This window comes from Terrisporobacter petrolearius (assembly GCF_020748185.1).
Classification (GTDB): Bacteria; Bacillota; Clostridia; order Peptostreptococcales; family Peptostreptococcaceae; genus Terrisporobacter; species Terrisporobacter petrolearius.
On record NZ_JAHZMO010000023.1, the window covers coordinates 20,162 to 33,806 of the forward strand.

Here is a 13,645-nt window from a genome sequence, read left to right on the forward strand (position 1 = left end):
TGAATAGTAATGAAAGTTATAATCGGTCAAGGTAGTTGCGGTGTTGCAACTGGAGCAAAAAAGACAGCAGCAGAATTTGAGAGACTTATAAAAGAAAAAAACCTAGATGTTAAGGTTGATATTACTGGTTGTGTAGGTACTTGTTATCTAGAGCCAATTGTAGATGTATATGACGATGATGAAGTAATGACAAGATATGTAAAGGTAAAACCAGAATGCGTTTTAGAAATAATAGAAAAACATATTGTTAATGGGGAAATAGCTACTGATTTAGCAATATCAGATGAGGATAAATTATTTATAGAAAAACAACAAAGAGTTGTACTTAGAAACTGTGGTTTAATAAATCCTGAAAAAATAGAAGAATACGTTGCAGTAGGTGGATATGAAGCTACTAAAAAAGTAGTAACTTCAATGACACAAGAAGATGTAATAGAAGAAATAAAAGTTTCAGGACTTAGAGGTAGAGGCGGAGCAGGATTCCCTACTTGGTTTAAGTGGAATGCAGCCTTACAAAATAAAGCAGATCAAAAATACATAGTGTGTAATGCAGACGAAGGTGACCCAGGTGCATTTATGGATAGATCTGTTCTAGAAGGTGACCCTCATTCACTTATAGAAGGTATGATAATTGGTGGATATGCAATGGGGGCTACTGAAGGTGTTATATATGTTAGAGCTGAGTACCCTCTTGCTATACATAGACTTGAAATAGCTATGGCACAAGCTAGAGAAAAAGGTTTTCTTGGCAAAAACATATTTGGATCAGGATTTGATTTTGATTTAAGAATAAAAGCAGGTGCTGGAGCATTCGTTTGTGGTGAAGAGACTGCACTTATAGCTTCTCTTGAAGGTGAGAGAGGTATGCCAAGACTTAAGCCACCATTCCCAGCACAAAAAGGATATTGGCAAAAACCTACAAATATAAATAACGTTGAAACTTATGCTAACGTTGCCTGGATAATAGTAAATGGTGGAGTTGCATTTGGTTCAATGGGAACTGAAAAGAGCAAGGGGACAAAAGTATTTGCTCTTGCTGGTAAAATTAAAAAAGGTGGACTAGTTGAAGTGCCTATGGGTCTTCCACTAAAAGATGTTATATTTGGAATAGGTGGAGGAATTAAAAAAGATAAAGCATTTAAGGCAGTTCAAATGGGTGGACCATCTGGTGGATGTATACCATCTGCTTTAATAGAAACTCCTGTTGATTATGAAAATATTAATAAAACTGGGGCTATAGTTGGTTCTGGTGGTATGATTGTAATGGACGAAACTACATGTATGGTTGACATGGCAAGATATTTCCTTGATTTTACTAGAAAAGAATCTTGCGGTAAATGTAACTACTGTAGAGTTGGTACTAAGAGAATGCTTGAAATATTAGAGAGAATCACTAAAGGTAAAGGTAAGGATGGAGATATAGAGCTTCTTGAAGAATTGGCAGTAAAAATAAAAGATGGTTCTATGTGTGGTCTAGGTCAAACTGCTCCTAACCCAGTTCTTACAACTATTAAATATTTTAGAAATGAGTATGAAGATCATATTTACAATAAAAAATGTACAGCTAAATCATGTAAAGCTTTAATTACATTTAATATAACTGAAGATTGTAAAGGATGTAGGGCTTGTGCTAAAAAATGTCCAGTTGAAGCTATATCAGGTGAAAAGAAAGAAATGCATGTAATAGATCACGATAAATGTATAAAATGTGGTAAGTGCGAAGAAACTTGTAAATTCGGCGCAATAGTTAGAGACTAGGGGAGGAGGATGATAATATGAATAAATTCAGATTAAATATAGACGGAAAAGAAGTATTTGGATTACCAGGTCAAACAATTCTTGAAGTTGCAAGAGAAAATGATGTTTTCATTCCTACTCTATGCTACGATGAAAGAACTAAAATATATGGTTCATGTGGTTTATGTGTAGTTGAAATAGAAGGAATGCCAAAAATGGTAAAGGCTTGTGCTACTGAAATATCACCTAATATGATAATAAAAACTAACACAAGCAGAGTTATAGAATCAAGAAAAACAAATTTAGAGTTATTACTATCTAATCACGTGGGAGATTGTAGACCTCCATGTGCTCTAGCATGTCCTGCAGGCACTGATTGCCAAGGATACGTGGGTTTAATAGCAAATGGAGAATATGACGCAGCTATTGAATTAATAAAAAATAAGATTCCACTACCAGCAGCTATTGGTAGAGTATGTCCTCATCCATGTGAAGAAAACTGTAGAAGAAAACTTGTGGAAGAACCAGTGTCTATAGCTTGGTTAAAAAGATTTGCTGCTGATAAAGATTTAGAAAGTGAAAATCCATTTATACCAGAAATAGCAGAAGAAACTGGTAAGAATGTTGCCATCATAGGTGGTGGACCAATGGGGCTATCTGCTGCATATTTCTTAAGACAAATGGGTCATAGTGTAACTATAATTGAATCAATGCCTAAACTTGGTGGTATGCTTCGTTATGGTATACCAGAGTACAGACTTCCAAAGGCTGTACTAGATGAAGAAATAGCATTAATAGAAAGTATGGGTGTTAAAATGATACCTAATACTAAAGTTGGTGTTGATATACCATTTGAAACTATAAAAGCAGATTATGACGCTGTACTTCTTGGAATAGGTGCTTGGGTATCTACTGGTGTTAGATGCAAAGGTGAAGATAGTGAAGGTGTTATAGGTGGTATAGATTTCCTTAGAAAAGTTGTTAGAAATGAAGAAATAAAACTTGGTGAAAATGTAGCTATAGTTGGTGGTGGTAATACTGCAATGGATGCTTGTAGAACTGCTGTAAGACTAGGAGCTAAAAAAGTTTATAATATATATAGAAGAACTAAAAATGAAATGCCAGCTGACATGGTAGAAATAGTTGAAGCTGAGGAAGAAGGAGTAATCTTCAAAAACTTAACTAATCCTATAGAAGTTATTGCAGACGAGAATGGAAAAGTTAAACAAGTAGTACTTCAAGTTATGGAGTTAGGTGAAGCTGATGCATCAGGCAGAAGAAAACCAGTGCCAGTAGAAGGAAAAACTGAAACTATAGATATAGATACTATGATACTAGCTATAGGTCAAGCAGTAGATGCTTCTAAATTTGAAGGTATGGATAAGACTAGAAAAAATGCTATAGCTTATGATAAAGATACATTTATGACGTCACAGGAAGGTGTATTTGCTGGTGGTGACTGTGGTAATGATAAGATATCAATAGCTGTAGAAGCCATAGCAGATGCGAAAAAAGTATCAGAATCTATAGATGCTTATTTAAACGGAGAAGTATTAAAATATGAGAAACCATTTGTTGTTGAAAGATTTGATATAACTGAAAAAACATTTGAAGATAGGGAAAGAATGTGTAGACCAGTTATGGATCAATTAGAAGCTGAAGAGCGAAAAGATAACTTTACTGAAGTAGTATTTGGATATGACGAAGAACAAGCAGTAAAAGATGCTTCTAGATGTTTAGAGTGTGGTTGTCATGATTACTTCGAATGTAAGTTAATAGATTACGCTAATGAATATGATGTTCATCCAGAAAGATTAGCTGGAGATAAAAATGTAATAGAATTTGAAGATGATCATCCATTTATCGTAAGAGACCCTAACAAATGTATACTTTGCGGACTTTGTGTAAGAGTTTGTGATGAAGTTATGGGTGTTGGAGCTCTAGGACTTGTTGATAGAGGATTTGATACTGTTGTTAAACCATCACTTGAAAAACCTTTAGCTGAGTCTGGGTGTATGTCTTGTGGTCAGTGTGTAAGTGTTTGTCCAACAGGAGCACTTCAAGAAAGACAAAGTGTGGTAAAAGAAGTTCCTCTTGCAACAGATGTTACTGATACAACATGTTCATTCTGTTCAGTAGGATGTTCTCTACATTTAGAATCATATGGAGACATGCTAATTAAATCTAATCCAGATAAAAATGGTCCTGTAAATAGAGGCCTTCTATGTGGTAAGGGTAAATGGGGATTTGATTGTTCAGTATTAGAAGGAAAATTAGCTAATCCACTTATAAAATGTGAAGATGGATTTAGAGAAGCTGATTATCATGAAGCACTAGTACTTACTGCTAAGAAAGCGGAGAGTATAGCAGCTAAATATGGTAAAGATGCTGTTGCAGTTGCCATATCAGATAGATTTACAAATGAAGAAGCCTATGTAATGAAAAAATTAGCAGACACTATGGGAGCGAAAACGCTTTGCTTCAATAATGTTGAAAGCGGATTAGAAAAAGTATTAGGATTAGATGCTTCACCTAATACAATGGATGAATTATTAGCTACAAATGTAATAGTTACTTTCGGATTTGTAATGGAAAATAATCCAGTTATTCAACTTAAGTTAAAACAAGCAGCTGAGCAAGGAGCAAAAGTATATGTTATAAATCCTAAAGGATATGAAGTAAATAACTTTGATTTTGCTACAAAAGTTGTATATGTAGAAAATGATTTAAGTGTTGTTAAAGAAATGGCCAAGGCATTAATAGAAATGGGTAAAGTTTCTTCAATGGATAACTTTGAACAATTCAAAGCTTCACTAGAGAATATTTCTGTAAGTGATGAAATAAAAGAAATAGCAAATGCTTATGCTACAGCTAAAAAAGCAATGCTTGTATTCCAACAAAATGTAGTTTCAGTTGAAGTTGCTACTATGATAGGAAATATTGCCCTACTTTCAGGACATATAGGATCACCTAGAGATGGTGTACTTCAAATAAAAGCTAAAAACAATTCTCAAGGATTGATTGATATGGGAATAAAAGCTGGAGCAGAGGCTATGGAAGGTGTTAAAGGACTTCTATGCTTTGGAGAAAATCCTCATGTTAATTTATCTAATTTAGAATTCTTAATGGTTTTAGATACTCATATGACTGAAACTTGTGATATAGCTGATGTTATTATACCAGGTACTGGTTTTGCGTCAGTAAATGGAACATTTACTAACACAGAAAGAAGAATACAAAACGTAAATGCAGCAATAGATGAAAATGTATTATCTAATTATGAAGTTGCAGCTGAAATAGCTCATGTATACGAAGTAGACTTTAACTATAGAGATACTGCTGATATAAGTGTTGAAATGGAAGATGTTTTACCAAAATATAAATACGCAAAACTTGGGGAAATATACGGAAATGTATTATCGCCAGTTGATGCTAAATTTGTAGTGGTAGATGATGGTGAATTTGTAAATGTTCATAATTGTACAGATAATTTAATGAATGTTATAAATGAAAGATTACCTAAACAAGTAAAATAATATGGCGTATTCTATATAAATAATGGAGCCACCCTTTAATAGGGTGGCTCTTGTATTATAGAAATTAAATTGGATTATTTTACATTTTTAATAGATTTTTCAGCATAAGTTGTAGTTACTACTGAATCATATGGTACTTTCTCGTTTAATTCTCCACCTTCGATCATAACATCCATTAATCTGTTTAAGCTGTCTGCCTTTAGAAGAGGATCAGATGACCATGCATCAATTTCTTTATACTTTTGTGCTACAACTATTAGATCTTCTAAAGAAGTGTCTTCAAAGAATGGTTGCATAGCTTTAGCTACTTCTTCATCAGAAGCTTGTTGGACCCATTTTTGACCTTTATATAGGGCATTAGTAAATCTTTGTATTAAGTCTGAATTCTTATCCATATAGGATTTAGTAGCACTGTAACAAGTAAAAGGTATTTCACCAGCATCTTTGCCAACAGATGCTACAATATATCCTGCACCTTCTTTTACTAGCTGAGTTGCTGTAGGTTCAAATGCAGTGGTATAATCAGCTTCACCAGCAGCAAATGCTCCTGCCATTACGCCAAACTGAATATCTGTTCTAACATTAACTTGGTCTTTTGATGTTTTTTCGCCAATAGTTAAACCTTCATTTTTTAACAAATATTCCAATGTCATTAAAGGAACTCCACCAGCTCTTCCACCTAGAATTTCTTTTCCTGCTAAATCTTTATAAGTAAAATTATCATTTTTTTCTCTAGACACTATGAAACTTCCGTCTCTCTTTGTTAATTGCGCAAAGTTAATAGCATAATCATCGCTACTTTGTTTATACACGTATATAGAAGCTTCAGGACCCATAAGACCAATATCAGCTTCTCCAGAAATTAAAGCTGCCATAGTTTTGTCAGCACCTTGTGCATCTATTAAATCTATTTCAATTCCTTCTTCTTCAAAAAATCCTTGTGTAATTGCTGCGTATTGAGGTGCATAGAAAACAGAGTGTGTTACTTCTGCTACAGTAACCTTATCTAACTTTTTATCCTTTGTAGATTGGTTATTTGAAGCACAGCCAGTAAGACAGCACGCGCCTAAAGAAAGAGCACTTGCCAGAGCAATAATCTTTTTATGCATATATATATCCCCCTATAAATTAACGATAATATATTATATTTAATAGGTGATCTTTATGTTACAAAAAAGAGAACATATATTATATATGTTCTCTAAAAATTTAATTATTTAGTTCTATTTTATTTTTTTCACTTAAATATTTATTGTTTTCCATTGGTATATCATCAAAAATAAATTGTTTTAAAACTACTACTGAATTTTTATCATATAACCAAACCCAGCCAGCATTTTTGTATTTTCCACCTTTAGAGTGTACTTCATCTATAATAGGGAATTGTCCCTGTTTAATTGTACTATCTTTAGATAAAATATTATAAGCTGATGTTCCAAGATTTAATAATTCAATAGATCCCATATTAGTACTTACACAAGGAAGTAAAGATTTTATTAATTTTGGATATTCAGATAAAGAAAGACTTTTTAATTTTGATGCTACCCCCATAATAACTTTTCTTTGTCTGCCATCTCTGTAAATGGCACTGTCTATATCTCTAATTCTACAATAAGATATAGCTTGATAACCAGTTAATGTTTGTACACCAGAACCTGAAATTAATTTCATTTCACCCTTATCAGGATTGTTATAAGATTCATATGTGGAAGGTATTAATTTATTTACAGCCTTCATTTCTTTTTTAGAAATATCTACTTCCACTCCTCCAAGTTTTGTTATTACATCCATCAACCCTTCAAAGTCAATTTGGATAAATTTATCAATCTCTATTCCAAATTCATTTTTTATGGTTTTAAACAATAACTGTTCTTTACCCCAAAAGTATGATGCATTAAGCTTGCCCATACCTTCTCCAGGTATTTCAACATATGTATCACGGGCTAAAGAAGTTAACTTTACACTTTTATGTGTATTATCAATAGTAAGTATCATCATGCAGTCAGATCTATAGGCGCTTTCATTTTCTCTACCATCAGTTCCCAGTAATAATATGTTGGTAACTCCATCGACTTGTTCATTAGTATCTATATTATTTATTTTGTAATAAAGAAACCCAAAAACAGCCATGGGCAATAATAAAAGTACTAAAACTAAAGCTATGACAATTTTTTTCCCACGAGACATATTTACACTCCTTTTAAATATTCAAAGTTTCAAATAGAATTTGAATATAAAATTTTAATAATTTAAAGAGATGTTATCATTGTTAAGTAAATATTCATTATCTTTCATGTCTATGTTTTTGTATATAAAATCTCTTAATACACATGTGGAATTAGTATCATATACCCATACCCAACCTGATTTGCCATATATTCCACCTTTTGAATGTATTTCATCTGTAATAGGGAATTCCCCTTCTCTTAAAGTTTCTTTAAGTGATTTTCCAGTTAAAATATTGTGTCCTGTAAGTGCAAGACTAGTAATGTCGTTAGATGTTAAATTTGTTTTAATATATGGTGTTAGAGCATCTATTAGTTGTGGATATTTTGTAAAAGATACATCTTGGTATTTTTTCATAATGGCATTAATAACTTTTCTTTGTCTACCATCTCTAAGTATAGCACTATCGGCTTTTCTAATACGGCTGTAAGATAAAGCTTGATAACCATTTAATGTTTGTTTACCTGATGATTCTATTAGTTTCATTTCTCCCTTATTAGGATTTTCACAGAACTTATAGCACTCAGGAATAAATTTATTAATTTCCTTTATTTCTGACTCTTTAACATCTAATTCTACTCCATCTAGAGCATAAATAATGTCCATTAAAGAAGTAAAGTCCACAATTACATATTTATCTAGACCTATACCAAATTCATTTTCAATTGTTTCAAACAAAAGATTTTCTTTTCCCCAAAAATATGCAGCATTCAATTTACCTTTATCTCTACCTGGTATATTGACATAAGTATCTCTTGCTAAAGAAGTAAGTTTAATATTTTTATTGTTATTATCAAGAGTAAGAATAATCATAGAATCTGTTCTAAAAGCAGTTTCATCTTTTCTACCATCTGTTCCAAGTAATAAAATATTAGTTATACCATCAACTTCTTTAATTTTAGATTTGTAAGTTGATGATACTGTTACATCTTTCAGTTTGTATTGTAAATATCCATATACTGACACTGGTATTATGACAATAAGGGATATTATACAAATAATAATTTTTTTGTATTTTGACATTTCCATCACCCAATCTGATTATATTTATTTATAGTAAGAATTATACCAATACAAGTATATTAGGGCAAGAAATAATTGAATTTTTTTCCAATAGATTACTTTTTTATACCTTTTAAATTTTAATTATATTAATTAAAGTTATTTAATAAAATATTCGTAACCCCTTTCTAAATGGTAAAAAATGGAATATAATTATATTGACTATAAGTCAAAAAAATAAGAGGGGGTAATTTAAGGAATGAAAAAGATCTTATCTATTTTACTATCTTGTGTCCTAGGACTTGGTTTAGTTGCGTGTAGTTCATCATCAAATGAAACTAGTAGTGAGGGTAAAGAAATAGCAATGATAACTGATATAGGAACAATTGATGACAAGTCATTTAACCAAGGTACTTGGGAGGGAATAGAAGCTTATGCTAAAGAACATAATATTTCTCATGAGTATTATAAACCAACAGAACAATCTACAGATGCATATTTAGCAGCTATAGAGTTAGCTGTTAAGGGCGGTGCAAAAGTAGTAGTTACTCCAGGATTTTTATTTGAAGAGCCTATATACATAGCTCAAGACAAATACCCAGATGTACACTTTATACTAATAGATGGTAATCCACATGATAAAGATATGAAAGATTACAAAACAAATAATAATACTGTAGGTATAGTATTTGCAGAAGAGCAATCTGGTTATTTGGCAGGTTATGCAGCTGTTAAAGAAGGTTATACAAAACTTGGATTTATGGGTGGAATGGCAGTACCTGCTGTAACTCGTTTTGGATACGGTTTTGTACAAGGTGCTGACGCTGCTGCAAAAGAGTTAAAATTAGATAAAGTAGATATTAAATACCATTATACTGGTGGATTTGATGCTACACCAGAAGTACAAACATTAGCTTCATCTTGGTATACTGATGGAACTGAAGTAATATTTGCAGCTGGTGGTGCTGTAGGAAACTCTGTAATGTCAGCAGCTGAATCAATAGAAGGCAAGAAAGTTATAGGTGTTGACGTTGACCAAAGTAGTGAGTCTGATACAGTAATAACTTCTGCAATGAAAGGTTTATCATCAGCTGTTGAACAAACATTAGATGCATATTATAATAACAAGTTCCCAGGAGGGCAATCTTTAGTTCTTGGTGCAGACAAGGATGGCGTTATGCTTCCTATGGAAACTTCTAAGTTTGAAAAATTCACTAAAGCAGATTATGATAAAGTTTACAAAAATTTAGCAGATGGCAAAATAAAACTTCAAAAAGACGATATTCAAAAAGCAACAGATTTAAATGTTGGTGTTGTATCTGTAAAAGTTGTAAAATAAATTTATTTTATAAATAAGTAAAAAATCAGTTCTTAGGAACTGATTTTTTAATGAATAATTTCCATAAATTGTAAATAAACTTTTTTTCTTGTATAATTATAATAAACAAATAATTAGTAAGGAGATATCTATGGAACATATAATAGAAATGCTAAATATAACTAAAGAATTTCCTGGAATAATAGCTAATGACAATATTACTTTACAACTAAAAAAAGGAGAAATACATGCTTTATTGGGTGAAAATGGAGCAGGAAAATCTACGCTAATGAGTGTACTGTTCGGTTTATACCAACCAGAAAAAGGTGTAATAAAAAAAAATGGAGAGGTTGTAAATATTAAGGATCCAAACGATGCAAATGAACTAGGCATTGGAATGGTTCACCAACACTTTAAGTTAGTTCATAATTTTACTGTATTACAAAATATAATTCTAGGGGTAGAAACTACTAGTCATGGGATGTTAAAAATGGAGGATGCTAGAAAAAGGGTTATAGACTTATCACAAAAATATGGGCTGATGGTTGAGCCAGATGCCATTATAGAGGACATAACAGTAGGAATGCAACAACGTGTAGAAATATTAAAAATGTTATATAGAGATAATGAAATTTTGATATTTGATGAACCAACGGCAGTGCTTACTCCTCAAGAGATAGAAGAATTAATGAAAATAATGAAAAGCTTGGCTAAGGAAGGAAAATCCATTTTATTTATTACTCATAAATTAAATGAAATAAAAGCAGTATCAGATAGATGTACAGTTCTTAGAAAAGGAAAGTATATCGATACAGTTAAAGTTAGTGAAGTTACAAAAGAAGAGCTTTCTGAAATGATGGTAGGGCGTAAGGTAAATTTAGAAATAGAAAAAAGTATGCCACAAATTGGTGAAACTGCGTTGGAAGTAAAAAACTTATCAGTTAATTCAAAAGGTAATAGTAAGATGTTGGTTGACAATGTGTCCTTTAATGTTAAAAAAGGAGAGATAGTTTGCATTGCAGGAATTGATGGAAATGGTCAATCTGAATTAGTATATGCTTTAACAGGACTTGGTCCCATAAGTAGTGGATGCGTTTATTTAAATGGAAGTGATATCACTAATGAAAGTGTTAGAAAAAGAAATATTAAAGGAATGGCACATATACCGGAAGATAGACATAAAGATGGGCTAGTTTTAGAGTATTCCTTAGGTGAAAATCTTATGTTAAAAAGATATTTTACGAAAGACTATCAAAATAAAGGATTTATAAATTTTAGAAGTGTTGATGAATATACAAATAAATTAATAAATCAATATGATATAAGAAGTGGTAAAGGTAACAAAACTACTACGAGAAGCATGTCTGGAGGTAACCAACAAAAGGCAATTATAGCTAGAGAAGTTGATTTAGATCCAGAAATATTAATTGCAGTACAGCCTACTAGAGGGCTGGACGTTGGAGCAATAGAGTATATACATAATCAGCTAATCGAAGAAAGAGACAAAGGAAAAGCGATTTTACTTGTATCTCTTGAACTTGATGAAGTTATGAATTTAAGTGATAGAATACTAGTAATTTATGAAGGTAAAATTGTTGCAGACTTAAAACCTGAAGAAGTAACAGTTCAAGAATTAGGTTTATATATGGCTGGATCTAAAACACAAATTACAAGTGAGGTGAGCGCCCATGAATAAGTTAAATAAACTAATACGAAGTGATGGGTTCAATAGTGCAATGTCTTCTATATTTGCCATATTAATAGGACTTGCTTTTGGATTTATTGTTTTATTAATAAGTAATCCATCACAAGCTGTAAGAGGATTTGGCATAATTTTGGAAGGTGGATTTAGTACAGGAGCAAAAGGTGTTGGACAAGTTCTTTATTTTGCCACACCATTAATACTAACTGGTCTTTCAGTAGGATTTGCATTTAAAACAGGACTATTTAACATAGGTGCCCCAGGGCAATTTATAATGGGCGCGTTTGCAGCAGTGCTTGTAGGTGTTAAGTGTACTTTTTTACCAGTACCTTTTCATTGGATAGTAGCACTGCTGGCTGCAGCAGTTGTAGGAGGACTTTGGGCATTGATTCCTGGTATATTAAAAGCTTATTATAATGTGCATGAAGTCATTTCAACTATTATGATGAATTATATTGGGATGTATTTATGTAATATGTTAGTTAAACTTTATATATATGATTCTAACAAGTCCATGTCTCAAAATTGTTTAGAAAGTGCGGATTTACCCAAATGGGGGTTAGACAATGTATTTGTCAACGTTACAGGCACCTACAAAGATATTTCTACAGTAAATGGAGGAATCCTAATTGCTATTATTGTGGCTATTTTAATTTATGTTATCTTAAATAAGACTATATTTGGATATGAGTTAAAGGCTTGTGGATTTAATTCAAGTGCAAGTAAATATGCGGGAATAAATGAAAAGAGAAACATTATTTTATCTATGGTAATATCAGGAGCTTTATCAGGACTTGGCGGAGGATTGCTTTATTTATCAGGAGCAAACGGCAGACATATTAAAGTTGTAGATGTTTTAGCTATAGAAGGATTTAATGGAATACCAGTTGCCTTACTTGCTTTATCAAATCCTATAGGTATAATATTTTCTGCAATATTTATTTCTTACTTAACTTTAGGTGGAAACTACCTGCAAACACTTAACTTTATGCCGGAAGTAATTGATATAATTATAGCTTGTATTATTTACTTTAGTGCTTTTGCATTATTTTTCAAATCCATATTACCTAAAATATTGAAAAAGAAAGATTTAAAAAAAGAAATTATAGAAGCTGCTGAAGGGAGTGAAGAGTAATGGATATACTATTTTTAATAGTACAACAAACAATGTTCTTTTCCATACCTTTATTAATAGTTGCACTTGGAGGAGTATTTACTGAACGAGGTGGAGTTACAAATATAGCCTTAGATGGAATTATGATTATGGGTGCTTTCACAAGTATTTTATTTATAAATAAAATGCAAGATAAAATGAGTGGTCAATTACTATTAATAATGGCAATACTTATTGCAATAATAACAGGTATGATATTTTCACTGTTACTTGCTTACTCAGCAATAAATATGAAAGCAGACCAAATTATAGGTGGAACGGCTTTAAATATGTTTGCTCCAGCTTTTGCTATTTATGCAGCTAGAATGATTCAAACAAATGGAGTACAACAAATTACATTTGATAATACTTTTAGAATTCCTTCAGTTCCTATATTAGGAGATATACCAATACTAGGAGATTTGTTCTTTAAGAATTGCTATATAACTACATATATCGGTTTATCAATTTTAGTAATAGCGATTATAGTATTATATAAAACGAAATTTGGACTTAGACTTAGAGCTTGTGGAGAGCATCCTCAAGCAGCTGATTCAGTAGGGATTAATGTTTATAAAATGCGTTATGCAGGAGTAGTAATCTCTGGTGCCCTTGCAGGACTTGGAGGTTTAGTATTTGTAATACCAACTTCTACGAATTTTAATGCTACAGTTTCTGGATATGGCTTCTTAGCTTTGGCTGTTATGATTTTTGGTCAATGGAAACCTTTAAGAGTATTATTTGCAGCATTTTTCTTTGGTTTAATGAAGACTATCGCATCAGCATATTCAGTTATACCTTTACTATCAAGTTTAAATATACCTAGTGATGTATATAAAATGATTCCTTTTATGGCAACTTTAATAGTACTAGCTTTCACGTCAAAATCATCACAAGCACCAAGGGCAGTGGCAAAGCCTTATGATAAGGGAAGTAGATAGATAAAGAAAAAGTATTGCTTAAAAAGCAAT

General features: G+C 32.0%; 9 protein-coding genes. 6 read left to right on the forward strand and 3 right to left on the reverse strand.

Features of this window, described 5'->3' with window-relative positions; genetic code table 11:
- Window positions 1-9 precede the first annotated feature (9 nt).
- Window positions 10-1,758 (forward strand): NADH-quinone oxidoreductase subunit NuoF, encoded by a 1,749-nt coding sequence (locus K0040_RS12930; protein ID WP_228109193.1) that lies wholly within the window; start codon window positions 10-12, stop codon window positions 1,756-1,758.
- 17 nt (window positions 1,759-1,775) lie between these two features.
- Complete coding sequence (locus K0040_RS12935; protein WP_228109194.1) at window positions 1,776-5,273, forward strand: molybdopterin-dependent oxidoreductase; 3,498 nt, start codon at window positions 1,776-1,778, stop codon at window positions 5,271-5,273.
- Window positions 5,274-5,347: 74 nt separating this feature from the next.
- Here the strand turns inward: K0040_RS12935 and K0040_RS12940 are convergent, their stop codons facing one another.
- The 3 genes from K0040_RS12940 to K0040_RS12950 form a co-directional block, all read right to left on the reverse strand.
- Entirely contained in the window at window positions 5,348-6,382 is a 1,035-nt protein-coding gene (locus tag K0040_RS12940) for an ABC transporter substrate-binding protein (RefSeq protein WP_228109195.1), read from the reverse strand.
- Between the two features lie 100 nt (window positions 6,383-6,482).
- Window positions 6,483-7,460, reverse strand: coding sequence for an LCP family protein (locus K0040_RS12945; RefSeq protein ID WP_228109196.1), 978 nt, complete (start codon window positions 7,458-7,460; stop codon window positions 6,483-6,485).
- Window positions 7,461-7,514: 54 nt separating this feature from the next.
- Complete coding sequence (locus tag K0040_RS12950) at window positions 7,515-8,522, reverse strand: LCP family protein (protein ID WP_228109197.1); 1,008 nt, start codon at window positions 8,520-8,522, stop codon at window positions 7,515-7,517.
- A 238-nt stretch (window positions 8,523-8,760) separates the two neighbouring features.
- Between K0040_RS12950 and K0040_RS12955 the strand changes: the two genes are divergently transcribed.
- From K0040_RS12955 to K0040_RS12970, 4 genes are all read left to right on the forward strand, one after another.
- On the forward strand, window positions 8,761-9,840 hold the full coding sequence (locus K0040_RS12955) for a BMP family lipoprotein (RefSeq protein ID WP_228109198.1): 1,080 nt from the start codon (window positions 8,761-8,763) through the stop codon (window positions 9,838-9,840).
- Window positions 9,841-9,970: 130 nt separating this feature from the next.
- Window positions 9,971-11,515, forward strand: a complete 1,545-nt coding sequence (locus tag K0040_RS12960; protein WP_228109199.1) for an ABC transporter ATP-binding protein — start codon at window positions 9,971-9,973, stop codon at window positions 11,513-11,515.
- Complete coding sequence (locus tag K0040_RS12965) at window positions 11,508-12,656, forward strand: ABC transporter permease (RefSeq protein WP_228109200.1); 1,149 nt, start codon at window positions 11,508-11,510, stop codon at window positions 12,654-12,656. Before K0040_RS12960 ends, K0040_RS12965 begins: the two co-directional genes overlap by 8 nt.
- Window positions 12,656-13,615 carry an ABC transporter permease gene (locus K0040_RS12970; protein ID WP_228109201.1) on the forward strand — a complete coding sequence of 320 codons (960 nt, stop codon included), beginning with the start codon at window positions 12,656-12,658 and terminating at the stop codon, window positions 13,613-13,615. The genes K0040_RS12965 and K0040_RS12970 overlap by 1 nt, the downstream gene beginning before the upstream one ends.
- The last annotated feature ends 30 nt before the right edge of the window (window positions 13,616-13,645 follow it).